This is a genomic window from Hominibacterium faecale, assembly GCF_020734085.1.
In the GTDB taxonomy this organism is placed as follows: Bacteria; Bacillota; Clostridia; order Peptostreptococcales; family Anaerovoracaceae; genus Hominibacterium; species Hominibacterium faecale.
In genome coordinates, this window is the sequence record NZ_JAJAGH010000003.1 from 63,499 (window position 1) to 90,339 (window position 26,841).

Here is a 26,841-nt window from a genome sequence, read left to right on the forward strand (position 1 = left end):
ATTCAATATCTATAATAAGGAACAGGAGAAATACAATTATGACAAAGGAACGGAAACCGGCATTTGAAACAAAATGCGTACACGGGGCGTACAAGGCTGGCAGCGGCGAGCCGCAGGTACCTCCGATTGTTCAGAACACCACTTACCGCTATTATAATGCGCAGGACGTTGCGGAGCTCTTTGATCTGGAAAGTCCCAATTTCATGTATACAAGGCTGGCAAGCCCGACCGTTAAAGTTTTAGAAGAGAAAGTGGCTCTCCTGGAGGGGGGAACAGCCGGCATCGCGACTTCGTCCGGGCAGGCGGCAACGTTGATTACCGTCCTCAACCTGTGCAATGCGGGCGACCATGTCATTTCCGCCTCCAATATTTATGGGGGAACTCACAACCTGCTGGGCGTTTCCCTGAAAAAGCTGGGCATTGATGTGGATTTCGTGGACCAGGATCTTCCTGCCGAAGAAATCCTCAAGCTGGCAAAGCCCAATACGAAGGCCGTATTCGGCGAATCTCTGGGAAATCCGGCGCTCAGTATCCTGGATTTTGACAAATTTTCCAAAGTCGCAAAGGAGATCGGCGTACCTCTGGTTGTGGACAACACGCTGGCGACTCCGGCTCTGTGCCGGCCGCTGGAGCTGGGCGCGGATATCGTGATTCAGTCCACCACCAAGTATTCAGATGGCCATGCCAGCTGCGTGGGCGGCATGATTGTGGAAGGCGGCAAATTTGACTGGGCGGCCGCCGGTAAATTTCCCGGACTGACTGAGCCGGATGAAAGCTATCACGGCCTGCGGTTTTATGAAAAATTCGGACCGACTGCGTTCTGCACCAGGCTGACGGCTGTTCTGGTGCGCGACTTTGGCTGCGCGATGGCGCCGCTGAACGCATATCTGACCCACCAGGGACTCCAGACTCTCCATTTGAGAATGGAGCGCCACTGCGAAAATGCCATGGCTCTGGCAAAGCACTTGCAGGATCATCCCATGGTAGAGTGGGTGGCTTATCCGGGGCTGCCGGGGGACAAGTATTATGAGCTGGGCCAGAAGTATTTGCCCAAGGGAACCAGCGGCGTGCTCTGTTTCGGCGTCAAAGGCGGCAAGGCAGCGGGAGAAAAGTTCCTGGAAAACCTGGATCTGACCAGCATTGTGGTCCACGTGGGTGATATCCGCACTTCTGTGCTCCATCCGGCCAGCACGACCCACAGGCAGCTGTCCGAATCGGAGCAGATCGCAGCGGGAATCAGCCCTTCGCTGATCCGTGTATCCGTGGGACTGGAATCGATCGACGATATTATCTATGATTTCGATCAGGCGCTTGCGCAGGTGAAATAGTTTTGTACGGCCGGGTTAAGGCGTGCTTTGCGGGCAGGGGCCGCTGCGGTGCTTGCTGGCTTATGCCTGGCTGCGCGCCCCGGGAGTCCCGATTTTAAGTTTTTTTGCCGAGTTCTATTCGATATGGGCAAAAATCATGGCAATGTCCATAGAAAAATTGCAAATTATTCCTATTTGTTTTTGCGAGAATGACTAATTTGCTAGCTATTGCGGCGATTGATTGCGAAAGTTTGCGCTAACCATTGCGAAAATCCCTGGGTCTTGCTCCGTTTTACCCATAAAAGTCCAATTTTATATGGACATTAGGTCCAAATCACCGTATTTCGAACATAAATGGGAATAATTTCCTGAAAAGACACCCATATAAAAAATATCATAGCAGAAGAGAGGGAGATAAATGCCTTTAATCATACCAAATCAATTACCGGCAGCGGAAGCGCTGCAGAATGAAAACATTTTTACCATGGATCGGGCCAGAGCGATGACCCAGGACATTCGTCCTCTGAAAATCGTCATCGTGAACTTGATGCCTACGAAAATTGCAACTGAGACGCAGCTGGCGCGGGTGCTGGCCAACAGTCCGCTGCAAGTGGAAATGACTTTGGTTCAGATGGACTCCCATGAGTCCACCCATATTTCACAAGAGCATATGGATGCTTTTTACAAGACCCTGGACGAGATCAAACATGAATACTTTGACGGTATGATTCTTACTGGCGCGCCGGTGGAACAGATGCCTTACGAACAGGTGGATTACTGGAAGGAGCTGTGCGAAATCTTTGAGTTCTGTAAAACTCATGTCTACAGCAACATGTTCATCTGCTGGGGAGCACAGGCAGCGCTATATTATTATTATGGCATTGACAAACATCTGTTGGATGAGAAGGTTTTCGGTGTATTTGAGCACCGTGTGACCAGAGCCCACAATCCGCTTATGCGGGGGTTCGATTCGATATTCTATGCGCCCCATTCCCGCCATACACAGATACGCAGAGAGGAAGTGCTGGAGCATCCGGAGCTGCGGATCCTGGCCGAATCGCCGGAAGTGGGACCCCATGTGATCTCCACAGAAAACGGCAGACAAATTTTTGTGCTGGGCCACCAGGAATATGATAAGGACACCTTGGCCGGAGAATATTTCCGGGATATCAAGAAAGGGATGGATATTCAGGTCCCGGCGAATTATTTTCGCGACGACGATCCGAAGAAGGAGGTCCTTTTCCGCTGGAGAGCCCACGCCAACCTGCTGTTTTCCAACTGGCTTAATTACTACGTTTACCAGGCGACCCCGTTTGATTTGCATGAAATACGGTAAAATCAACGGGTTTGCAAGGATTCTTTGGAAACCTGGAAATATCCTAAAATAGCGTAGAATTGGGAGTACAAAGGGAGTATAAGACGTAGCGCATGGGAGTACAAAAATCTTAAAAATGAGGTACATAAAAATAGCAGAAAAGACCTATATAAAAATGGCCTGTATCGAGCAATAAGGGAGCTTTCGCATGAGATGCGATTTGCTCCATGGAGCCTCCAGGCGTCTGGGATTACACTAATTTCAGTCAAATTCCCCCGTTTTCATTATGGTAAACCAAAAAGCACAAGCCATCACCCTGATAAGCCTCCTCCTTTGTGCGGCTAGATGCCAGCAAAGAAGCAGCTACTGGCCGGTGAGACAAATAGTGAGGTTTCAAAATATGCAATTGAGCGATGAGTTAAAACAAAAACAAGTGCATGACATATTGGTAACGTCCATTTCATGTAACAAAAATTACTCGGAGATTGTCTATGAACAGGGCAAAATATTGACCGGGCAAAAATACTACGGAGCTGCTGATGAAGATATGTCAGACTTTGCAGTAGGCTTTTATGAGATCATTTATCAAGACATTTTGGATCAAACGATTTTGGATGAAAAAGGAAAATTTGTCAACAAGGAATTTGCTGGCGACACTATGAATAGCTTTGCTTCAATAGCCAATATCACTTCCAATGCCGGTAAGACCAATCGCAGCAGAACACCAAAAAGTAAATGGCCAATATATTTACAAAATTATTATGAGACGTATCACTGCCTGGCGAACTTCTGGCTTCTTCCTATGAATATTGGAAGAACGAGCAAAAAGTTGAATTATTACGATTCTATGGATCTGTTTTTAAATAGATTGAAGCAAGACTATTCTACTCTATCCGATTATAAAGATTACTTTGAAAAAATCAGCACCTTTGAAGATTATTGCCAAAAGCATTTTGTGAAAACTGGCAGAGGAAAGTCGGAAATTCTAAAGAACTATCAAGAAGGGGACAGCGAAAATCTGGTAAAGTATGCAATGAAAGATATAGAAGAGCGAGCCAGTAGCATCTCCATATCAAAATATGCAGATGATTTATGGGCCTACTTTCATAAGCTGAATCTTTGTTGATAAATTTCGGTTGTGGAGGACATACTGCGCCTTACAGACATACGGACTTTTGGTTCAGATCAGCACTTGGCATTCTTCCCAATGGAATCTTGAATTTGATTGCCGGGCAGTCTTAAAATTACTACCAAATCACGTCTACAAAATCGTCCTATATGGTTCCAGAGCAGGATATCCTTCCGTTTTATCGGAACGTTGCGGGAGAAGGTGTAGCTTTATATGGATAAAAGACGGATGGATTTATCAAGATACCGGCTGGAGATGGGAGAAACGAATACGCAGATATAAAAGCACCCACTCAATTTTGAGGACAGGTGCTTTTTTTAAACTGTTGATAAAGCGGATTGCCGAAGAATGATTGCGCATTGAGATAATGAAACTTGATAAAAGCCTTATATTCTAATAAACCATAATTTAGCATCTTCCTAAAAAATTAAATGGAATGATCGGATATTTTAGTCGCAGCAAAAATATGCTGCAACGCCGCTTGCAAGGTATAATAACAGCAGGCGGCTTGAAACTATGAATTTGGAGGTAAGTGCGATGAATTTAAAAAAGAAACCTGTTTTCACACAACAAACGATACAAAGAATGGAGGATTTCTCATGGTTTACGCATTGTCAAATCTTTGATGACTTACTGGTCGTGGCACAGAAAGAAACCAGTTGTTTCGTTTGGCAGACTGCCGAAGGTCTCGTAGTAATTGACGGAATATGGCCGTCCAAAGCCGTATACGATGCGATTATCTCTGCAATTATCGATGTCGGCTGGAACCCAGAAGATATTTACAAGTATGTGATAACCCATGGACACGTTGACCATACTGGCTGCGGGAAATGGCTGGTTGACCGCCATAAGGCCAAAACCTATCTTTCGAAAGTGGATGATCAGTTCTGGAGGGAGCATCCAACCAAGCCGGACCGCCCGGAAACCTGGAAAGATTTTGAAATTGATTGTTACATTGATGAAGGGGAAACAATTGATGCCGGAGATAAAAAAATCTTTGTATGCGGCACACCTGGACATACGCCCGGCTGCCTAAGTTATCTGTTTCCGGTAATGGAAAACGGAGTCCAACATATGGCTGCTTTGTTTGGCGGGGCCACCCCTCCGTGGAACGATCAAGAAGGAACCAAACAGTATTTGGATTCGATCGATCATTTTATTCGGACTGCAAAAACAATGCATGTGGATGTGGCATTGTCCAATCACACCATATTCGATCAAGGTATTGACCGCATCAACTATTCAAAAAATCGCTGCGCCTATATGCCGAATATTTTTGTTCTTGGGGAAGACGGCTTTGAGCGATTTTGTGAAGTATATAAGGCGCTGGCAGTAGAGTAAGATAGAAAACGACCATTCATTTCCTATTCCGCTTAAACTGCAAGGAAGCGGCCGACCGGCCGGCAGATGAGCTTATAGCAAGGCTGCTGGACTATTTTGAATAGAGATAACTTGGGGGCTGCTTTGGAAGTCCTTTTAAGTTGTGGACAAAGCTAGTTGAAACTTAGAATATTGGATATTGAGATAATGAAGATACAGTGCTATGCTTATGCCGACCATTTTGTTATAATGGAACAAATCGGAATTTGAAAGGAAGAGTTGGTGAAGTACATTTTTATACATGGTTCGGGTCATAAGTCAACAAGTTGGGGTGAAACAATTTCATTTGTAAATGAAGAAAAGCCGAAGATTTTAGCAAAAATATTAAACGAATATTTCAGTGAGACTAAATAAATAATTATAAACTAACTAGGAATTCGATAGGGAGAAATCAGCATGGCAAAAGCATTACTTGTAATCGATTTGCAAGAGGGCTATATAGAAAAATACCCGCCTTTATTACTTGCTTGCGTAAACGAGAGGATTCAAAGAGCAACTGCCGACAAAGAGCTTATTGTATATGTAAAAAATACAAAAAGGCTCAGGAGCGGCAGGAAAACAAATGAGTTGGCTGAGAATTTGAACATCAACTCTGAATATATAATCTGCAAAGAATCAGCCAGTGCTTTTTCTAATCCAGAGCTGCAAGAAATTTTGAGGCAAAATCAGATCACAGAAATTGAAATCGCAGGCATTGATGGAAATTCCTGTATAAAAAGTACTGCAATCGATTCCATGCAAAATGGCTATAAAACGATTTTGCGGTATGAATATATAGGGGTGCAAAATGCCGAACGATTTGAAAAGACGAAGGTATTGCTTTTAGAAAAAGGAATTATTATAAAATAGTCAAACTGTTGGCGAAATTATTGCAGATAATCCTGAAGCAGTGAACAATTTGAAGGGATAAACTACATAGCTTGAAGCAGGTGAATTTGGCAAGCTGGAAAAATATAATATGGAGGTGACCGCTTATGAACATACAAAAAGTCACACACAATAAAAAAGCATATCTCGATTTGTTGCTGTTAGCCGACGAACAGGAAAACATGGTAGACAAGTACCTGGAACGTGGCGAAATGTTTGTTTTAAACGACAATGGAGTAAAGGCCGAATGTGTAATTACGAAAGAAGCAGACGGTGTTTATGAACTGAAAAACATTGCGGTTTTACCAGACTGTCAACGAAAAGGTTATGGCAAAAGAACGATCGATTTTCTGTTTTCCCATTACGCTGACTGTAACACAATGCTGGTTGGAACTGGCGACGTCCCTTCCGCACTTAACTTTTATCACAAATGCGGCTTTGCGGAATCCCATCGCATAAAAAACTTTTTTACGGACAACTATGACCATCCCATGTTTGAGGATGGGAAACAGCTCGTTGATATGGTCTACTTGAAACGGGAGAGATAATTTGGAATTTGAGAAGGGGAACACTATGACGGAAAGACCTGTTTTAGATAAAAATTTAGATAGCAAAAAATTTCGTGATTTCTATTATTTGAAAGAAGAATTAGTAGACTTTTGCAGGAAAAACGGCCTGCCTGTTTCTGGTGGAAAGCTGCAAATAACAGATCGAATTGCTTGTTTTCTTGATACCGGTGAAATTCAAGAACCTTCAAAAGTAAAGAGAAACGTAATGACCGTATCCGATATTAGTGAGGATACAATAATCGAAGTTGATTTTGTTTGTTCAGAAAAGCATCGGACATTTTTTAAGGAACATATTGGAAATCGCTTTTCTTTTAATGTGGCTTTTCAAAAATGGTTGAAAAGCAATGCAGGAAAAACTTATAAGGAAGCCATTGCAGCTTATTATCAAATCCTTGAAGATAAGAAAAAAGGAAAGACAAAAATTGATAAACAGTTTGAATATAACACCTATATCCGAGCTTTTTTTGCGGACAACCGAGGAAAAACGTTAGAGGAAGCAATTAAGTGTTGGAACTATAAAAAACAATTGCAGGGGCATAACGGCTATGAACAGTCTGACCTTGTAGCTTTGGATTGATAGATCCTCGTTTGTCGGTTTGATTTGTTTTCTCAAAATATCGACGGGCTGATTGTATTACGCCCTATTCGTAAAAGGCGTATTAGGAGAGTAGGAGATTTTCAAGATGAAAGAAATCATTAACTTCATTGAAAAGAATGTGGATGGCAAAACGCGGTTTACAAAGGGATTGGTTTACGAACTGGAAAACTACACTATGATTACGAAGGTAAGTGTTTTGACGTAAACACAAAAACTATGCGGCGCAGTGATGGCGCTGATACCTTTCCTCCTTTTCTTTCAATCGAGCGGTAAGCCTTTCATGCAATACAAATCTCCGCTTAACTAGGAATTTGGCAGGGAGAAAACAGCATGGCAAAAGCATGAATATATAGGGGTGCAAAATGCCGAACGATTTGAAAAGACGAAGGTATTGCTTTTAGAAAAAGGAATTATTATAAAATAGACAAACTTAGAACTTGAGGAGGTATATAACCATGAGAAAGATGATTGCATACTGCGGTTTGGATTGCGAAAAATGTGATGCATATATTGCAACAATCAATGACGATCAAGCGTTACGTGAGAAAACCGCGAGGGAATGGGCAGAGCTGAATAATGCGCCCATTTTGCCTGAACACATCAACTGTCTGGGCTGTCGCACTGAAGGGGTCAAAACCGTATTCTGTGATAGTCTTTGCGAAATTCGTCAGTGTGCATTGAAAAAAAGCGTGACGACATGCGGGGATTGTCCAAACATGGATGGCTGTCCGACTGTTGGAGAGATTATTGCAGATAATCCTGAAGCAGCGGACAATTTGAAGGGATAAACTACATATTGACGTTTGTCCTCACGCCGCATCCAAATTCTCCGTCCTGATACTCGATAAACTCACATTCCACTTCCGGTTTAACGGCATATTCAAAAAAATTGTATGCAGTGCCAGCTTTCCATTAAAAAAACGAATGGTTTCGAATATTGAATTCGGTTTTTTTGTATGATTTGAGGTGGGATTTTATGAATACAAAAAACTTAACAACATTTGTCGCGATTTTAGAAAACTGAACGAACCAGCGGCGAATTATCAGAACCGATTGGAATCTTATCTGGATCAGAAGGATATCTTCGTTGCGGCAATAATTGACTTATGATAAAATAAAACAGTCTATACAGTTAATTTAGCTTTCTATCATTTTGTAAAGAGAAGGGAACAAGTATGATTGATGAACAATTCTTAAGGCATTTGTCCAAGGATTATCCAAATATTAAAGCGGCTTCCGCTGAGATAATCAACCTGAGTGCAATCCTGGCGCTGCCAAAGGGAACCGAATACTTTTTGAGCGACCTGCACGGTGAACACGAAGCATTTATTCACATGCTGAAAAGCGCTTCCGGCGTCATTCGTTCAAAAGTGGATGAAATCTTTGGCCCGGATTTATCCAGAGAAGAGCGGGAAGGACTGGCATCGCTGGTTTACAACGCAGAAGCGGAACTGAAACGGAGAAAGGCCTCCGAACAGGATTTTGATAAATGGTGCAGATCAGCCATCTACCAGCTGGTTGAGATCTGCAAGTCCGTCTCCACAAAGTACACCCGCTCAAAAGTCCGAAAACGGCTTCCGGAGTATCTATCCTACAGCATGGATGAGCTGCTTCACGCGGATGACGAAGCGAACAAGGCTCACTATTACAGCGAGATCATCAACTCGATCATAGAGTGCAGGGTTGCAGAAGAATTCATTATCAAACTGTCCAATTTAATTAGCAATTTGGCGGTTGACCGGCTCCATATCATTGGAGATATTTGGGACCGAGGGGCCCATCCTGACGAAATCATGGATTTTTTGATGGACTATCATGACGTGGATTTTCAATGGGGAAACCACGACATCGTATGGATGGGAGCGGCCACCGGCAACTGGGCATGCATCACCAACGTTCTCAGAATGAATATCAGCTACAACAATTTCGATATGCTGGAAATCGGTTATGGCATCAATCTCCGGCCCCTGGCGATTTTGGCAACCACTGTTTATGGGGATGACCCCTGCGAGTTTTTCAAACCTAAAATTTTGGATGAAAACGAGTACGATCCGGTAGACGAAGATTTGGCGGCAAAGATGAACAAGGCGATCGCCATTTGCCAGTTCAAGGTAGAAGGTCAGCGGATTATGGCCCATCCGGAATACAAGCTGGAACACAGGATGATGCTGGATAAAGTGGACTATGAGCATGGGACCATTGAGATCAAAGGGGTTACTTATGAACTGCGGGATAAAAATTTTCCCACTATCGACCCGGCCCATCCTTACGAACTGACAAAGGAAGAAAAAGAAACCCTCCAATCCTTGGAGGCGGCCTTCCTCCAGAGTGAAAAACTGCAAAAGCATATACGCTTTATTTACAGCCACGGCAGCCTTTATAAACGCATTAACGGCAACCTTTTGTATCATGGCTGCATCCCCATGACCGAAGACGGGGAATTCAAGGATTGCACGGTTAACGGGGTTACAAAAAAGGGTAAGGAATACATGGATTACCTGGATGAGCAGGTGAGGAAAGCCTATTTCGTGCCCGACGAGTCTGAAGAGATCGGCAGATCCGGGGATATTATGTGGTATCTGTGGCTCAGCAATAATTCGCCGCTGTTCGGAAAAGATCAGATGACCACCTTTGAACGGTGCTTCATTGCTGATAAAAAATCCCACAAAGAACATACGACGGTTTATTACAAGCTGATCAACGACAAAGAGATCTGCGAAAAGATTTTGGAAGAATTCGGACTGGAACCAAAGACTTCCCACATCCTCAACGGACATGTGCCGGTAAAGATTAAAGATGGGGAGAGCCCGGTCAAAGGCGGCGGCAAGCTGATTATCATCGACGGGGGTATTTCCAAGGCGTATCAGAAACAGACGGGAATCGCAGGCTATACCTTTATTTTTAACTCCCGATATATGGCGCTTTCGGAGCACAAGCCTTATGAGCCTTTAAAGGAGGATGGAACACAGGTGTTCCATGCGCCCAAGATCACTACCGTCGAAACGCTGCCAAAGAGAATGACTGTCCGCGACACTGACCAGGGTAAGGAACTGGAACAGGAAGTGGAAGAGCTGAAGGCGTTGGTAAACGCATACCGCACAGGCCAGCTGAAAGAAAGCTTTTAGGACGGGACGCAAAGTTATGAGCGGTGCATGTATCATAACGGGGCTGGGCGCTTTCGTGTTGTTTGTGATTTATGATCTTAATTCTGTAAGGTTTCAAAAAAAACTGATAAAGCCGGCTTTCTTTGTGGGATTTGTGCTGCTGATCATTGCTACGGCGATGATGTTCGCAGCTGGATGGTCGGAAGAAGTCAGCGGCAGGGTCAGGCAGGTGGTGCTCCTGGCTTTGGCGGCAGTGTTTTTGGCGCTGCTTGTCTATACGCTGTTCTTTGCCCTTCCCTTTCAACCCACCTATATTCGGGAGAATAGCCGGCCTAAGGTTTATTCAGAGGGGGTGTATGCCTTGTGCAGACATCCCGGCGTGCTCTGGTTTATCGGCATGTATGCCTGCTTCGCGCTGGCGATGCCGACGGCGCCGATGATCCGGGGCAGTGTAGTTTTTAGTGTATGTAATGTACTGTATGTCATTATGCAGGACATGTGGACGTTTCCGAAGTATTTTGGTGATTATAGCAGTTATAAAGAGGAAGTCCCATTTTTGATCCCTACGGTGAAAAGTGGGAAGCGCTGCTTTAATACAATCGCAGCAGGAAAGAAGCATGTATGAAATTTGAGGAAAAACTTAAGAAGAAACGTTCAGAGGAAATCTGGAATGAATATTGCGGATTCCTGGATCTGAACATCAGCGAGTACATGGGAATGCAGAAGCGTCTCATGGAAGAGCAGCTGTTTCTTTGGGGAAATTCGGAACTGGGAAAAAGGCTTCTGAAGGGCCGGCGGATCCATTCGATTGAAGAACTGCGGGAGAGCTTCCCGCTGACCACTTACGAGGACTACGCGGACGTGCTGCTTCAAAAACAGAGCAGCATGCTGCCCGGCGATCCGATCATTTGGATACAGACCACCTGGGAAGGGGGAAAACACCCGGTTAAGGTTGCCCCTTACACCCAGAGCATGCTCAACACATATAAAAATAATGTACTGGCATGCATGATCTTATCCACAAGTACGGAAAAGAAAAAATTTGATGTCAAAGCGACAGATACCTTTCTTTATGGGCTGGCGCCGCTTCCTTATGCCACGGGACTGTTTCCCCGGGCGCTTCACGATGAAGTCAGCATCGAATTTCTGCCTCCTGTGGAGGAAGCGGAGCGTCTATCCTTTTCGGAGCGGAACAAAAAGGGATTTAAGCTGGGAATGTCAAAAGGAATCGACTATTTCTTCGGCTTGGGAAGCGTTGCCTATTTCGTCAGTCAGACACTTTCCAAGATGACAAGCGGCAGTTCGGGAAAAAAAGGCAGCTCGATCGTTTCCCTTTCCCCCAGAATCCTTCTGCGCTATTTGAAAGCCAAGCGGATTTGCAAGCGAGAGGGCAGAGCGCTGATGCCCAAGGACATTTTCGATTTAAAGGGCTTCATGGTTGCCGGTACGGATAATCATTGCTACAAAGATGAACTGGAAGAATTATGGGGCGTCCGACCCATGGAGCTGTTTGCGGGCACAGAGCCTTCCTGCATTGGTACCGAAACATGGACAAGGGAAGGTATGTACTTTTTTCCGGATACCTGTTTTTATGAATTCATTCCCGAATCGGAAATGCTGAAAAACATGGAGGACAAAGCCTATCAGCCCAAAACTTATTTGATGGATGAGGTGCAGCCGGGAGAAAAGTATGAAATCGTCATTTCTGTATTAAAAGGCGGGGCTTTTATGCGCTATCGGGTCGGCGATGTTTACCGTTGTATGGGCCTGGAAAACAGCGAAGATCAGACGAAAATCCCAAGGTTTCAGTATATCGACCGAGTGTCCGATGTGATCGATATCGCAGGATTTACCAGGATCACAGAAAGCGCCATTCAGACTGTGGTCGATCTGTCGGGGCTGGATATCGCAGGCTGGTTTGCGTCCAAGGAGTACAATGAAAACAAAAAGCCTTTGATGCACGTTTATGTGGAGCTTGCCGCCGATAGCCTGGCCAGCCAGGCTGTAGGGAAAGAAATTCTCAAGGAACATTTGACCGTTTATTTTAAATATGTGGACCATGATTACAAGGATTTGAAAATGATCCTGGGCATGGATCCGCTCCAAATCACCATATTGAAATGCGGCACCTTGGCGGAATACGAGAATCGATACAAAAAGAAAATTAGGAAAATCAATCCTTCCACCTATGAGATCAAGGAGCTTTTGCAGCTCCAGACATCCAGATATGCAGTGCAAAAGGAGGGGATCCGATATGAATAGTTTTGTGTTCATTCCCATCATTGCTCTCTGCTGCTATCTGCTGCTGCTGTTTGCTTTTATTGCAGCAAAAAAGACCAAACTCAACGATGCCTTCATCATGGTTTTGATTTTGGGCGTCCTCTGGGTTGGCGGCTCATTTTGTATGCGCATGCAATTTTGGCCCGGTGAAAAGCTTTGGTATGATGTCTCTATTTTCGGCTTGCTGATGATGCCATTTGCCTTCTTTTGCTTTATGGAAGCATTTGTCGGAGCGAAAAAATCAAAGCTGCGTCCTCTATGGCTAACGCTTTCTCTGGCGGTTAACATCATCAATATCTTTACGGGACTCTTTTTAGAGGCACCTCTGAGCGTAGAGCACCCGGGCGGGCAAGTGCAATTTGTGTATCAAGTTACATGGAGCGTGACGGTTCTATTCCTTGTATGCGGCGCGGTTCTGATCCATATGTTTATCATTATGCTGAGGGGCTATAAGACCGATGAAATTCGCAAGCGCCAGCTGACACCGATTTTGATCGGTATTGTCGGTGTTTTTCTAGGACAGGCCTGCTTATGCCTTCCCCTATTTGAAGGTTTTCCCATTGATGTGCTGTCGGCGCTTTTGATGGTTTGCTGTATGTTTTATGCAATGTACAGAAGGCGTCTCTTCAAATTGACGCTTCTGGTATCAAAAGGCAGCTGCTATGTGGCTGTGTTTGTAATCGCAATTCTGTTGTTTGCCAATGCGATCAGGCCGCTGGAACGCTTGATCAGGAGAATTCTTGGACAGTATGAGGACAGCTATGTGCTGATTACGGCGATTCTGTTTACCTTATTTACCTTCTTGCTGTACTATATCATGAAAAAATTTGTGGACACGGTTTTTATCAAGGAAGAAATCACCAGATCAGAAACCCTGAAAGAATTCAGCAAAGCGATTTCTTGCAGCCTGGAAATCCATCAAGTACTGGAAAAGGTTACTCGTACGGTCCAGCAGACACTGGATGCTGAAAAAGTCTACATTTTTATTGAGAATGGAGAAGAGGGATCCTATCATATTGCCTACAGCGCCAGCCCCTTGGATGATAAGACCGTGTCATTGGATAAAAGCAATCCAGTGATCGTTTATCTCAGACAACACAATGAATGCCTGCTGATGGAAGAGTTCCAATGCCTGACGGCTTACAAGGCCATGTGGGAGGAGGAAAAGAAGCAAATTCATAATTTGGGTATTCACATGTTTGCGCCGCTCAAGGACGGCGATACATTGATCGGTTTAATAGGAACAGCTGCAAGGGATCCTCACGCCCGGTTTACTTATGACGATATTAGTTTCCTTACTTCTATCAGTTCTATAGGTGCCATTGCAGTGAAAAACTCCAGACTTTATGAAAAGGTGTACCAGGAAGCAAGGACCGATGATTTGACGGGGCTGCTGAATCGGAAATATTTTTATCAGGTTCTGGAAGATGAATTTGAGAAAAACAAAGACCGGTCACTGGCGTTAATCATCCTAAATCTGGATGATTTCAAATTGTACAATCAGTTGTACGGAGACCGGGAAGGAGATCTGGCCCTTCAGCGGGTAGCGAGGATCATTGCGGCCAGCGTGGGTAACAATGGTTACATCTCCAGATACAGCGGAAAGGAATTTGCGATTATTTTGCCGGGATACGATATGCTGTCTGCCAGTAATTTAGCGGAAAACATTCGCAGGCAGATTATGGAGATGAACAAGGCTGAGCAAGACTATGCGCTTAAGGTGCTGACCGTCAGCGGAGGGATCAGCTCATATCCATATGGTGCCGGCAGCGTCAAAGAACTGGTTGAAAATGCGGATATGGCGGTCTATCAGGTCAAACGGCGGGGTAAGAACGCGATTCTCCTTGCTCATGAAAGTATGAGTAATTCTCGTGAAGAGGATAACGTGGACAGCAGCGAATATAAACAGGGGATTTACTCTGAATACGCGCCGACGATTTATGCGCTTACCGCAGCCATCGACACCAAAGATCATTATACTTTCAGTCATTCAAAGAATGTAGCTTACTATGCTTCCCGTCTGGCAGAAGCCTATGATATGGGAGATGATTTTGTGGAACTGATCCGGGAAGCCGGGCTGCTTCATGACATTGGCAAAATCGGCATTCGGGAGGATATTCTCAATAAGCCCGGCAAGCTGAACGATGAAGAGTACGAAATCATGAAAGGTCATGTGGAAAGTTCGGTTGGAATTATCCGCCACCTTCCTTCTCTGGACTATGTTATTCCGGCGGTCATTGGGCATCACGAACGATATGACGGTCAGGGGTATCCGAGAAAGATATCCGGTGAAGACATTCCAATGTCGGCAAGGATTTTATGCATAGCAGATTCTTTTGACGCCATGGTTTCTATGCGTTCTTACAAAGAACCCTACACTGTTGAGTATGCGCTGGAAGAACTGAAGCGTCAAAGAGGCAGACAGTTCGACCCCAGATTGACGGATCGTTTTATCAAGCTGGTGGAGGAAGGAGCGATTGTGCCAAAGCTGGATGCGGAGCTGGCGGTGCAAGAGGCTGATCAGAAAAAAATTTGACTTGTGTGATCCGGTCACAGAAATCAGGTGCAGGAAACGATATAATGACCTCACAAAGAAAGATTGTGAGGTTTTTATTATGGCTAAGAAAACAGTTATTATAGGGGGAGTTGCCGGCGGAGCCACTGCAGCCGCCAGGCTGAGAAGACGGGATGAATCCATGGAAATCGTTATCTTTGAACGTGGAGAATACATCTCTTATGCCAACTGCGGGCTGCCTTACTACATCGGCGGCGCCATCAAAGAACGGGATGTACTGCTGCTGCAAACGCCTCAGGCAATGAAGGAAAAGTTCAATATTGATGTAAGAATTTCTTCAGAAGTAATTAGAATCATGCCAGAAAAGAAACTGGTAGAGGTAAAGGAATTGCAGGGAGGGAGGACCTACCAAGAGTCTTACGATACTCTGGTCATCGCCGCGGGATCATCGCCGATCAAGCCTCCTATCCCGGGAATCGATGGAGCCAATATCCATACTCTTTGGACGGTTCCGGACACGGATATGATTAAAACCTTGATTCAGGAGAAGAAGCCAAAACGGGCCGCGGTTATCGGCGGAGGGTTTATCGGGCTGGAAATGGCGGAAAACCTCAGTGCCCAGGGGATACATGTAAGCCTGATTGAAATGCAGGATCAGGTCATGGCGCCGCTGGATCGGGAGATGGCCCAGCTCCTGCACGAAAACATGACTATGAATCATGTAGATCTGATTTTGGGCGACGGTGTCCGTTCTTTTGAGGAATCGGAAGGAAGCACAACAATACAGCTGGGCAGCGGCCGGAGCCTTTCTGCGGATTTGATCATTTTGTCCATAGGTGTGCGCCCCAATAGTGAACTGGCAAAAGAGGCCGGCCTTTTGCTCAATGAAAAAGGGGGGATCAAGGTGGATGGAGAACTCCACACCTCCGACCCGGATATTTACGCGGTGGGAGATGTGATCGAAGTGGAGAACTTTACCCTGGGGACACAGACCATGGTGCCCCTTGCCGGTCCGGCCAACAAACAGGCCCGGATCTGCGCCGATAATATCGCCGGAGATCATAAAATTTATGAGGGAACCCAAGGCACGTCGGTAGCTCAAGTTTTTGATCTGACGGCAGCCTGCACGGGCGTCAACGAAAAGACCCTGAAAGCCATGGGAAAGCAAAAGGGCGCGGACTATCACTCGATCATCATTAATCAGAAGTCCCATGCCGCTTATTATCCGGGCGCAGTACCTCTCACATTAAAGCTGATCTTTGGTAAAAACGGCGAGCTATTCGGAGCCCAGGCCGTAGGCCAGGAGGGAGCGGATAAGCGAATCGATGTCATTGCTGCGGCAATGCGCCTTGGGGCAGATGTTTCAGATTTGGAAAAACTGGAGCTGGCCTATGCGCCTCCCTATTCCTCGGCAAAGGATCCGGTTAACATGCTGGGCTTTACGGCTCAAAATGTGCTGGACGGTCTGGTATCTTTCGTAGGCCCGGATGAGCTGGATCATCTTTTGGCAGAACCGGCCGGGGAGGACTATATGATCTTGGACGTGACAGAAGACACGGAGCGAATGGTTTTCCAGATACCAGGCTCTTATCATATCCCGCTTGGTCAGCTGCGCGGCCGTCTGGATGAGCTGGATCAAACAAAACGAATCATCGTTTACTGCTCTGTGGGGGTGCGGTCTTACAACGGAGCTAGAATCTTAATGGAAAAAGGGTTTACCAATGTACAGGTTCTGGAAGGCGGAACGACTTTTTACAAATCCATGCACGATAAAGGGGAGTGGAGAGAAGAACCAGCCAGGGAACAACCGCCTGAAGAGCCGGAGGGCAGAGAGATGAAAATCGTTGATTGCTGCGGTCTTCAGTGTCCTGGCCCCATCATGAAAGTCAATGAAGCTATTGCCCAGATGGAGGATGGGGAGCTTTTGAAGGTTTCGGCTACGGACTTGGGCTTTGCCAGGGATATTGCCGCTTGGTGCGAACGAACGCAGAATACGCTGGTGAAAACGGAGAAGCAGGGCAAGGAAAATCTGGTATATATTCGAAAAGGCGGGGATTGCTGCTGCCCGGCGCCGCAGGAACAAAAAGGCGGCGACGGCAAGACGATGGTGGTGTTCAGCGGGGATCTGGATAAGGCGTTGGCATCCTTCATTATTGCCAACGGTGCAGCAGCTATGGGGCGGCCGGTAACGATGTTCTTCACCTTCTGGGGGCTGAATATCCTGAGAAAACGGGAAAAGCAGCCGGTGAAAAAATCCTTTGTTGAAAAGATGTTCGGTGCGATGATGCCCAGGGGAACAGAAAAACTCAAATTATCGAAAATGAATATGGGCGGTATGGGTACGAAGATGATGCGCAGCGTTATGAAGGAGAAGCATGTGGATTCTTTGGAAACATTGATGCGGCAGGCGATGGACAACGGGGTGAAGCTGGTCGCCTGTACCATGTCCATGGATGTGATGGGGATTCGGGAAGAAGAGCTGATCGATGGGGTAGAACTGGCTGGGGTTGCCAGCTATCTGGGGGATGCGGAAAAGTCCGATGTAAATCTGTTTATATAAAAACGGTGTTTTCCCGATCGTCTGCCTTAAGGCATGACGGTCGGGGAGGGAAATGCACGTTTGGGCTGCCGGGGGAAATGAGCTGTTGGATCGTCGGGGTGATGAATGGCTGGGCCGCCGCCAGCCTGCCCAGTCAATCCGATCAAATTATTTCCATCAGTTTTTCTCGGTCTCGAATTTTTACCATTCCCCGCGAAAGCTCAACCCAGCCCTCCGACGAAAAATACTTCAGCATGCGGGTGACCACTTCTCTGGCGCTGCCCATCATACGGGCAATTTCCTCATGGGTCATCTTGATGGACTCAGAGCCCTGCGCGGCAGATTCATCGATCAAAAAGGTAGCCAGCCGCCGATCAAAACTCATAAAAAGGATTTGCTGCATGGCCCACATTACATCGGAAAACCGTTCCGTTGCCAGCTTATAAGCGAATGCCTCCGCGTAAACGTTTTCTCCCATTACCTTTGAAAAGGCAGCGGAACTGATTTGGATTACGTCACAGTCCGACACGGCATCGATGCACACATCAAAGGTAATCGCCTGCAAGACACAAGCTGCGGAAAGGATGCACACGTCCCCTGAAGAAATGCGGTAAAGGGTGATTTCCTTTCCGTCTTCGGAAAGCATATAGACGCGAAGCGTGCCGCTTTTGACCAGGAGAATCCCGATACATTCAAAATCAGCAGTGTGAATTGCCGTATGTTTATCATAGAGGACAGATACAGCATTCTGAGATAATAGAAGCTTTTCCTCTGAAGATAATCGATTCCAAAATGGTAAACGGTCTTTCAATATGGATATTTCTGTTTCTTTCATAATGTTACCTTCCTTAACAAAAGAGACTGAGCGCGAACCTCGTGCAGCAGTCTCTTTTGATTACTGTTTGCATATGATCTTCTATGATCCTCGACTAGATATAACGTTTATTCTTCAATTTTATTCCACTGATCGGAATCCCGGTTCCACTCAGGAAAGTCGAGAATTTCCGGTGCAGGGTAGTCAACTCCTAGAATTCCAACGATGTTTCCTTCACTGTCATGGAATGGTGCAAATGCGGACCAGCAGAGGTCTTTTCCTTCCTCATCATCTGCCCATGCAGACCGGGCTGCCGCCGGAGAGCCTTTCCAGGCCTCCTGGAATTGAATTTCCCACTCATACTCCTCACCGTAAGGGTCAGGATCCTCCGAACCGTCTACCGTGATCATAAATGGTTTGGAATCCACATTTTCAAGATCCGTTGGATACAGGGCATATATATAATATGCTCCGCTCTCTTCTCTATAGCTGTCAAGAACAGCTTTCATGTCTTTGTAGTCTTTGTACTTTTCTCCTTCCTTTGATTCCAGTAAAGCAACTTGCTGGTCGCCCCAGTCGCCATCTAGTTTCTTTGCGTACTTTTCCGCAAGACCAGTAACTTTGTCTTTGACTGCCTGTACTTCCTCTGGCACGGTTACTGCTGCCGCAGTGGTTTCTTTTGGCTCCTCTTCACTGTTACTGCTGCCGCAACCTGCGAAACAGGCCATCACTAAAGACAATGTTAAAAATGCAACGATCAGTTTTGCTCTTTTTTTCATATAACCCTCCTTAATACATATGGCTATAAAGACTTACATATATTTTACCATGCTAAAGGTTAGAATTGCAAGGAAAATGAGGGAAGAATCTGAATATTCAAAACCGTATTTGAATCCTTGATAAATATTTTACGGAAAGTAAAAAAACCACTTGCAATAATGAACGCAATATGGTCTAATAGGAATGTATGGTCGTTACTTTTGTAACGAAGTTGACTATTAAAACGCGGACAATTTTAATAGACAAAAAACGTACCGTTATTAATAATTTAAGGAGGCATTTACATGAACTTTCAACTCACGAAGGAACAAGAATTCGTAAGAAAAATGGTAAGAGAGTTTGCTACTAACGAAGTTGAACCGTTGGCAGCCGACATCGACCAGGAACACAGATTTCCAGTTGAAACTGTAGAGAAAATGGCAAAATACGGCCTGCTGGGCGTACCGTTCCCTACAGAATACGAAGGAGCTGGTGGAGACCACATCTCCTATGCGATCACAGTTGAGGAACTGTCAAGAGTCTGTGCATCTACAGGCGTTATCTGCTCCGCACACACTTCCCTGTGCTGCTGGCCGATTTTTAACTGGGGAAATGAAGAACAGAAGAAAAAATATCTTCCTGACCTTCTCTCCGGCAGAAAATTAGGCGCATTCGGACTGACTGAACCTGGTGCGGGTACAGATGCTGCAGGACAGCAGACAAGAGCAATCCTGGAAGGCGATCAGTGGGTTCTGAACGGATCCAAAGTATTCATTACAAACGGCGGATACGCTGATACATTTGTAGTAATGGCTATGACTGACAAGTCAAAGGGAACAAGAGGAATTTCCGCGTTTATCGTAGAAAAAGGTGACGAAGGATTCTCCATCGGTAAGACTGAGGACAAACTGGGCATCTGCGCATCCTCCACAACAGAGCTGATTTTCCAGAACTGCAGAATCCCGAAAGACAGACTGCTGGGAGAAATCGGACAGGGCTTCAAAGTTGCCATGTCCACACTGGACGGCGGACGTATCGGTATCGCTTCCCAGGCTCTGGGTATCGCACAGGGCGCGCTGGATGTAACCGTTGATTATATGAAAGCCAGAAAACAGTTCGGCAAAAAGTTATCCGAAATGGAAGCTCTGAGATTTGACATTGCTGAAATGGCAACCAGAATCGAAGCCTCCAGACTTCTGATTTATCAGGCTGCCGACATGAAGGATAAGCACCTGAATTATGGACCGAAATCCGCGATGGCAAAACTGTTTGCTGCTGAAACAGCTATGTATGTAACAACGAAGTGTGTACAGCTGCACGGCGGCTACGGATACACCAAGGATTATCCGGTTGAAAGAATGATGAGAGACGCTAAGATTACAGAGATCTACGAAGGAACTTCAGAAGTTCAGAAGATCGTAATCGCTGCATCCGTTCTGGGCAAATAATAAAGAGGGAGGATTAAAAAATGGCATTTAAAATAATCGTATGCGCAAAACAGGTTCCTGATACAAACGAAATCAGAATCAACCCTGAAACAGGTACGTTGATGAGAGATGGTGTTCCCAGTATCTTAAACCACGACGACGCAAACGCTTTAGAAGAAGCATTAAAGATAAAAGATAAGTTTGATGATGTACATATCACAGTAGTAACAATGGGACCTCCGCAGGCACAGGATCTGCTGATCGAATGTCTGGCTATGGGAGCTGATGAAGGTATCCTGATCAGTGACAGAGCCGTAGGCGGTTCCGACACATGGGCTACTTCCAACGCAATCGCGGCAGCCGTTAAGAAGATCGGCGATTTCGATCTGATTTTCGCCGGACGTCAGGCGATCGACGGAGACACGGCTCAGGTTGGTCCGCAGCTGGCTGAAAAACTGGGTCTGCCTCAGGTTACGTATGTACAGAAATTTGAAATCGCAGACAACAAAAAAGATATCAGAGTTGAAAGAGCTCTGGAAGATGGGTACGAAGTAATCGATATCCAGACTCCTTGCATGCTGACCGCGATCAAAGAACTGAACACTCCAAGATACATGTACATGAAGGGTATCTTCGATAAAGAAAAAGAAATCAAAGTTTGGAACGCAAAGGACATTGAAGTTGACCTGACCACAGTAGGTCTGGATGCTTCCCCGACAAACGTATTCCGTTCCTTTACACCGAAGCCCAAGGGAAAAGGTGTAATCGTTGAAGGAGATACAGAAAAAGATCTTGCCAAGAACCTGCTGATCGGTCTCAAGGGCAAACATGTAATCTAAGAAGGAGGAGGAAATAATAATGGCTATTCAAGTTATAAAAGATAAATGTAAAGGCTGCAAATTATGTCTGAAAGCTTGCCCGTTCGATGCGATCGACATGGAAGGCAAACTTGCTGTAATCAACGATAAGTGTACAGCTTGTAACCAGTGTATCGACGCCTGCCCGTTCAAGGCCATCGAAAAAACTGGCGATGACGAAGTTGTTGACCTTTCCGCTTACAAGAACGTATGGGTATTCGCAGAACAGAGAAACGGCAAACTGATGAACGTTGCTCTGGAACTGATCGGCGAAGGCTACAGACTCGCAAAAGAAATCAGCGAAGATACAAAAATCTGCGCAGTTCTCATCGGTGACGGCATCGGCCACCTGGCTGAAGAATGCTACGCTTACGGCGCAGAAGAAGTTATCCTCATCGAGGATCCGCTTCTCAAGAACTACACAACAGATGCGTACACCAAGGTATTGGTTGACGCTTGCAACGAATACAAACCGGAACTGGTTATCTACGGCGCTACTCACATCGGTAGAGACCTGGCTCCAAGAGTAGCTGCAAGAATGAACACTGGTCTGACTGCTGACTGTACAAGACTGGACATCAGAGTTTCCAGCTACATTGACTACGCGAACAAGAGCACCACTCTGGACACATCCACACTGGATCCGACCGATCCTTCCACTGGAATCAAGCAGACTCGTCCGGCATTCGGCGGTAACCTGATGGCTACCATCATCTGCCCGAAGACAAGACCGCAGATGTCCACAGTAAGACCTGGCGTAATGCAGAAGAGAGATAAGGTTGAAGGCGCAAAAGGCGAACTGACTGTTTACAAACCTCAGATTGCTGAAAGCGACATTCACATCAAGCTGGTTGACATCGTTAAGTCCGCTAAGGAACTGGTTTCCCTGACTGACGCTGAAATCATCTGCTCCGGCGGAAGAGGCCTGGGCGATCCTTCCGGATTCGAACTGATCAAAAAGTTCGCTGACAAGGTTGGCGGAGTTGTTGGTTCTTCCAGAGCAGCTGTTGATGCTGGCTGGATTGATCACTCCCACCAGGTAGGACAGACCGGTACAACCGTTAAGCCGAAAATCTATTTTGCATGTGGTATCTCCGGTGCTATCCAGCATCTGGCAGGTATGCAGACTTCCGACATCATTGTTGCGATCAACAAGGATCCGGATGCTCCGATCTTCGAAGTTGCGGACTACGGAATCGTAGGCGACCTGTACAAGGTAATCCCGCAGATCATCGAAGAGTGGGATAACGCAGAAGCGCTGTATGACGCTTCCACAAAATAAGCTTACATAAATCGTTAAGCATAATAAAAGAGATGTGAGTGATCACATCTCTTTTTTGTTGGCTTTCAGGCGGGGGCCATGGTACAATGTAGATAGCAGTTATGGGCTTTGTGTGTATTGAGGTGTTACAATGAAACGATTAAATGTGAGCTTTATAGGAGTTTTTCTTTTTTCGATTCTGATGTTCTTCGCTCTGGGGACCAGTTCCGCCGACGCGGCTGAGAAAACGCTAATACCGGTTGAAGGAGGAAGTATCTATTTTGACCGGGACAGCGGCGCCATTGTCGATTGCGATAAAGGGGTGACGAAGGCGGTAGTTCCGGCGGAGGTCGAGGGGAGCGCGGTAACTTCCATTGGAGAAAGAGCTTTTTCAGATTGCGCTGCCCTTGAGCAGGTCGAGCTTCCTGACTCTATCACAGCGATCGAATCCGCGGCTTTTATCAGATGCGCCAATTTAAAAACGATTAACTGGCCGCAGAACCTAGAAACCATTGGTAACCATGCCTTTTGGGGTTGCGCCATGGAGACAGAAACGCTTCCGGAAAGCGTTTCTGATATTGGGCGAGGCGCCTTTTACAAATGCAAAAACCTGAAAAAAGTAGTCCTGCCCAGCAATTTGAAAGAAATACCGCCTATGTGTTTTTCCGACTGCGATCTGCTGGCGGAAGTGGTGATTGAAAATGAAGTTCAATCAGTGGGCGAAGGTGCGTTTCAGTTCTGCAAATCCTTAAAAGAAGTTATTCTTCCTGATTCCACAAAGAAACTGGGACGTATCGCTTTTTCCGGTTGCCGTGATTTGGAAAAGATCGTGCTTCCCCAGCAGATGGAACAATGGGATGAAATGGTCTTTCAAGGATGCGAAAGCTTGATGAAAATGAATATACCGGAGGGAATCGAAGCGATCGATCAGTTTTCTTTCTATGGATGTAAAAATCTCACCGAAGTGACGGTTCACGAAGGCGTTAAGTCCATCGCCTATAATGCGTTTGGGTTTTGTGATAAGCTGCGGATCATAACGCTTCCTCAGTCCCTAAGGGAGGTTGACGAGAGTGCTTTCAGCGGCATGGATTACAATGTTTTTACCGTGTACGGCTATCGATGGACACCGGCGGAGATGATTACCTGGAAGTTTGTCAATCTGGGGACCGTCTGGACGGTCAACTCTTTGACTGGATATCAGGATAGGAATGGTACGGTCAACTTGAAATGGGATAAACAGACGGATGCCAAAGGATATGCGGTCTACCGAAAAGAAAAAAACGGCGCTTATGAAAAGGTGGGAGAAACGGTACGGACAAGTTACAATGATCTGAGCATCGCACTGGGCACAATCTACAACTACCAAGTCAGGCCCTATCGGGACAGCGGCACGCGACGTATCGAAGGAGATGACAGTAAAGGGGTAACGGTTGATGTGAAAGATTTCACCGGCAATCAAATCCCGCCTTGGGAATATACGGCGGCAGAAGCTGAACGCAGCAAATATGCGCCAAAACAAATCCAAATTGATACGCAAGGTGCCAAGGCAGTCAAGCTTGCATGGACATCGGATATAGCGCAGAATCATTTTTATGTATACCGTTCCAGCAGTACCAATGGGAAATACACATATGTGGGACAATATCTTAACGGCTATAAAAATGCCCAATGGACCGATAAGAAGGTAAAGGCGGGCCAGACCTATTATTATCGAATTAAACCCGCGGTTGAATCCAAATGGAGTAAACCGGTTAAGGCGAAGGCGGTACCGAAACGGCCGTTGTTGAAAACAAAGGGGCTTCGCGGAAAGAAAGCTAAGCTAAGCTGGAAGAAAGTAAGCGGCGCCGACGGTTACTTTGTTTATCGAGCGGAAAAGCAAAACGGGAAATATAAAAAGATTAAGACTATAAAAGGAAACAAGACTTCCTTTACCGATCATAAACTAAAAAAGAAACGTTATTACTATAAAGTAAAAGCCTATGATAAAATTGGCAAAAAGAGCTATACTTCGTCGTACAGTAATGTTTGCCAAGTAAAAAGGACTTCAAAAAAAGGAACTTACAAATAGCAGAAAAAGGTGAAAAAGCATGAGAATTTTTGACACAAATGTACAGGAACTAAAGTACAAAGTACTGATGGAGGTGGCCTATCAGACTTGGCTTGGCAACGATTCCTTTGCGGTATTTAATGAAATCGCAAACGAAATTGTGAAAAAAGACCAGCCGCCGATGCGATGCTGCATTTATAAGGATCGGGCCGTAGTAGCCGAGCGCATTCGACTGGCGCTGGGAGGCAATAAAAAGGATAAAAATGTGATACAGGTAATCGACATCGCCTGCGATGAATGTCCGGAAGCCGGCCACACAGTAACGGATCTCTGCCGGGGCTGCATTGCCCACAGATGCGCCGATGCCTGCAAATTGGGAGCAATTACCTTTGACGAGGAGCAAATTGCCCATATTGATAAGAGCAAGTGTGTGGAATGCGGCAAATGCGCAAAAGTTTGTCCTTACAGCGCCATTGCCGATTTTAAGAGACCCTGCGAGCGGGCCTGCAAGCTGGATGCGATCAGCATGGCCGAAGGCGGGGAGGCGCAGATTGATGAAGAAAAATGCGTTGCCTGCGGCGCTTGCGTTTATCAGTGTCCCTTCGGTGCCACAGTGGACGTTTCTAGTATCGTAGATGTGATCAATACGATCATCAGAAGCGAGAACAATACCAAATATAAAGTTTATGCCATGGTAGCGCCGGCGATCGCCAGCCAATTTACATATGCCAAACTGGAACAAGTCATTACGGCTATTCAGGAACTGGGATTCTACAGTGTGGAGGAGGCCGCATTAGGTGCGGACATGGTTGCTTATAACGAGGCTCAGGAATTGATGGAACGGGGATTTCTCACTAGCTCCTGCTGCCCGGCCTTTGTAAAATATATAAAGACAAAATTTCCGGAGTTAAAGGATCATATTTCTCATAATTTATCGCCTATGGCCCAGCTGGGCAAATTTATTAAAGAGCATGATGAGAACGCGAAGATCGTTTTTATCGGACCATGCACGGCTAAAAAAGCAGAGATCAAACAGGAACATGTGAGAGACTATATTGACTACGTTATGACCTTTGAGGAACTTCAGGCTGTGATTGACAGCAGAGATATCATCGTAGAGGATTTGCCGGAAACTGCGCTGGATGAAGCCTCCTATTACGGAAGAATATTTGCCAGAACAGGCGGTGTTACCGATGCGGTGGCCGAGGCTGTCAAAGAGCTTGGCAGGGAAGACTTTGCATTTGATCCCATCGTCTGCGAGGGCATCGATAAGTGTAAACCGGCCTTAATGAGAGCAAAAAAAGGCGTGCTGTCAAGCAACTTTATCGAAGGCATGATCTGCAGCGGAGGCTGTATTGGCGGTGCCGGATGTTTGACCCATGGAGAGGCTAATAAAAAAGAAGTGGACGAATACGGCAAGAGCGCTTCCCATGAAGCAATCAAAACCGCAATCGATGATTATAGCAAAGAATTTACAAAGATCAATCAGATGGATTGACAGATTGAGTGAAAGAGCGTAGAATAGTTAGCACACTAGTAATTAGTGCGCTAACTATTTTGTTTGCAGTCCGTACCAAAGGATGTGGAGAAAGGAACCAGGCAAAATGGGAGAATCAAATTTTTATTACAGCGATTTGTATAAGAGAATTGCCAATCAGCAGAAGGTGCTGCTCAATAAAGAAATGGATAAACATGGCGTGACTTACGTGCAGTCTCTGGTTGTGCTATATGTACTGGAGCAGGAGAAACAATTCGGCCCGGAACATGAGGTGACGCAAAAAGATGTGGAGCACTATCTCAACCTGAGAAGCTCTACAGTAACGCATATTCTTGCCAGAGCAGAGGAAAACGGGCTTATTACCCGGGAAAAAAGCCTGAAAGATAGCCGTGCCAAGCATCTGTCTGTAACTCCCAAAGGCCAAAATCTGATACCAGTATTTTTCAGCGTATTGGACAGCATCGAAAACAAAATGACAGCAGGAATGAACGAGGAAGAACGGCAGCTTTTAAAGAGACTGCTCTCTCAGGTTGCCGACAACCTCACAGACGAAAAAGGCTAAAAAGGAGATGTTA

At 45.7% G+C, this 26,841-nt stretch carries 21 protein-coding genes; 19 read left to right on the forward strand and 2 right to left on the reverse strand.

What is annotated here, in order from left to right:
* Positions 1-38: 38 nt before the first annotated feature.
* The 13 genes from LG211_RS03225 (at position 39) to LG211_RS03285 (ending at position 17,624) form a co-directional block, all read left to right on the forward strand.
* Complete coding sequence (locus tag LG211_RS03225; protein WP_269476991.1) at positions 39-1,328, forward strand: O-acetylhomoserine aminocarboxypropyltransferase/cysteine synthase family protein; 1,290 nt, start codon at positions 39-41, stop codon at positions 1,326-1,328.
* 397 nt (positions 1,329-1,725) lie between these two features.
* Entirely contained in the window at positions 1,726-2,643 is a 918-nt protein-coding gene (gene metA / locus LG211_RS03230) for a homoserine O-acetyltransferase MetA (protein ID WP_148396698.1), read from the forward strand.
* 379 nt (positions 2,644-3,022) lie between these two features.
* A complete protein-coding gene (locus tag LG211_RS03235; protein ID WP_148396791.1) occupies positions 3,023-3,748 on the forward strand; it encodes a hypothetical protein in 726 nt (241 codons plus the stop codon).
* Positions 3,749-4,288: 540 nt separating this feature from the next.
* Positions 4,289-5,092 carry an MBL fold metallo-hydrolase gene (locus LG211_RS03240; RefSeq protein WP_148396697.1) on the forward strand — a complete coding sequence of 268 codons (804 nt, stop codon included), beginning with the start codon at positions 4,289-4,291 and terminating at the stop codon, positions 5,090-5,092.
* A 435-nt stretch (positions 5,093-5,527) separates the two neighbouring features.
* Positions 5,528-5,980 (forward strand): cysteine hydrolase family protein, encoded by a 453-nt coding sequence (locus LG211_RS03245; protein WP_227754865.1) that lies wholly within the window; start codon positions 5,528-5,530, stop codon positions 5,978-5,980.
* Between the two features lie 125 nt (positions 5,981-6,105).
* On the forward strand, positions 6,106-6,546 hold the full coding sequence (locus LG211_RS03250) for a GNAT family N-acetyltransferase (RefSeq protein ID WP_148396695.1): 441 nt from the start codon (positions 6,106-6,108) through the stop codon (positions 6,544-6,546).
* Between the two features lie 25 nt (positions 6,547-6,571).
* Complete coding sequence (locus LG211_RS03255; protein ID WP_269476992.1) at positions 6,572-7,144, forward strand: DUF6434 domain-containing protein; 573 nt, start codon at positions 6,572-6,574, stop codon at positions 7,142-7,144.
* 476 nt (positions 7,145-7,620) lie between these two features.
* Positions 7,621-7,953 (forward strand): DUF3795 domain-containing protein, encoded by a 333-nt coding sequence (locus tag LG211_RS03260; protein ID WP_269476993.1) that lies wholly within the window; start codon positions 7,621-7,623, stop codon positions 7,951-7,953.
* A 387-nt stretch (positions 7,954-8,340) separates the two neighbouring features.
* Positions 8,341-10,290 carry a fructose-1,6-bisphosphatase gene (locus LG211_RS03265; protein ID WP_148396693.1) on the forward strand — a complete coding sequence of 650 codons (1,950 nt, stop codon included), beginning with the start codon at positions 8,341-8,343 and terminating at the stop codon, positions 10,288-10,290.
* Between the two features lie 16 nt (positions 10,291-10,306).
* Positions 10,307-10,894 carry a hypothetical protein gene (locus LG211_RS03270; RefSeq protein ID WP_148396692.1) on the forward strand — a complete coding sequence of 196 codons (588 nt, stop codon included), beginning with the start codon at positions 10,307-10,309 and terminating at the stop codon, positions 10,892-10,894.
* Positions 10,891-12,531: a GH3 domain-containing protein gene (locus LG211_RS03275; protein ID WP_148396691.1), complete on the forward strand. Its 1,641-nt coding sequence runs from the start codon at positions 10,891-10,893 to the stop codon at positions 12,529-12,531. Before LG211_RS03270 ends, LG211_RS03275 begins: the two co-directional genes overlap by 4 nt.
* Entirely contained in the window at positions 12,524-15,085 is a 2,562-nt protein-coding gene (locus tag LG211_RS03280; protein ID WP_148396690.1) for a diguanylate cyclase domain-containing protein, read from the forward strand. The genes LG211_RS03275 and LG211_RS03280 overlap by 8 nt, the downstream gene beginning before the upstream one ends.
* A gap of 79 nt (positions 15,086-15,164) precedes the next feature.
* Positions 15,165-17,624 (forward strand): DsrE/DsrF/DrsH-like family protein, encoded by a 2,460-nt coding sequence (locus LG211_RS03285; protein ID WP_148396689.1) that lies wholly within the window; start codon positions 15,165-15,167, stop codon positions 17,622-17,624.
* A gap of 142 nt (positions 17,625-17,766) precedes the next feature.
* Here LG211_RS03285 and LG211_RS03290 read toward each other — a convergent pair whose 3' ends face one another.
* A complete protein-coding gene (locus LG211_RS03290) occupies positions 17,767-18,438 on the reverse strand; it encodes a Crp/Fnr family transcriptional regulator (protein ID WP_148396688.1) in 672 nt (223 codons plus the stop codon).
* 107 nt (positions 18,439-18,545) lie between these two features.
* Positions 18,546-19,196 (reverse strand): hypothetical protein, encoded by a 651-nt coding sequence (locus tag LG211_RS03295; RefSeq protein WP_148396687.1) that lies wholly within the window; start codon positions 19,194-19,196, stop codon positions 18,546-18,548.
* 285 nt (positions 19,197-19,481) lie between these two features.
* On the opposite strand from LG211_RS03295, the gene LG211_RS03300 reads away from it, so the two are divergent.
* From LG211_RS03300 to LG211_RS03325, 6 genes are all read left to right on the forward strand, one after another.
* The gene (locus LG211_RS03300; protein ID WP_148396686.1) at positions 19,482-20,624 is read left to right on the forward strand and encodes an acyl-CoA dehydrogenase; all 1,143 of its coding nucleotides are present in this window, start codon (positions 19,482-19,484) and stop codon (positions 20,622-20,624) included.
* A gap of 20 nt (positions 20,625-20,644) precedes the next feature.
* Positions 20,645-21,442 (forward strand): electron transfer flavoprotein subunit beta, encoded by a 798-nt coding sequence (gene etfB / locus LG211_RS03305; protein ID WP_148396685.1) that lies wholly within the window; start codon positions 20,645-20,647, stop codon positions 21,440-21,442.
* Positions 21,443-21,461: 19 nt separating this feature from the next.
* The gene (locus tag LG211_RS03310) at positions 21,462-22,742 is read left to right on the forward strand and encodes an electron transfer flavoprotein subunit alpha (RefSeq protein ID WP_148396684.1); all 1,281 of its coding nucleotides are present in this window, start codon (positions 21,462-21,464) and stop codon (positions 22,740-22,742) included.
* Between the two features lie 130 nt (positions 22,743-22,872).
* Positions 22,873-24,789 (forward strand): leucine-rich repeat protein, encoded by a 1,917-nt coding sequence (locus LG211_RS03315; protein ID WP_148396683.1) that lies wholly within the window; start codon positions 22,873-22,875, stop codon positions 24,787-24,789.
* Between the two features lie 19 nt (positions 24,790-24,808).
* The gene (locus LG211_RS03320; protein WP_148396682.1) at positions 24,809-26,266 is read left to right on the forward strand and encodes a 4Fe-4S dicluster domain-containing protein; all 1,458 of its coding nucleotides are present in this window, start codon (positions 24,809-24,811) and stop codon (positions 26,264-26,266) included.
* Between the two features lie 106 nt (positions 26,267-26,372).
* Complete coding sequence (locus LG211_RS03325) at positions 26,373-26,828, forward strand: MarR family winged helix-turn-helix transcriptional regulator (protein WP_227754872.1); 456 nt, start codon at positions 26,373-26,375, stop codon at positions 26,826-26,828.
* Positions 26,829-26,841: the final 13 nt, after the last annotated feature.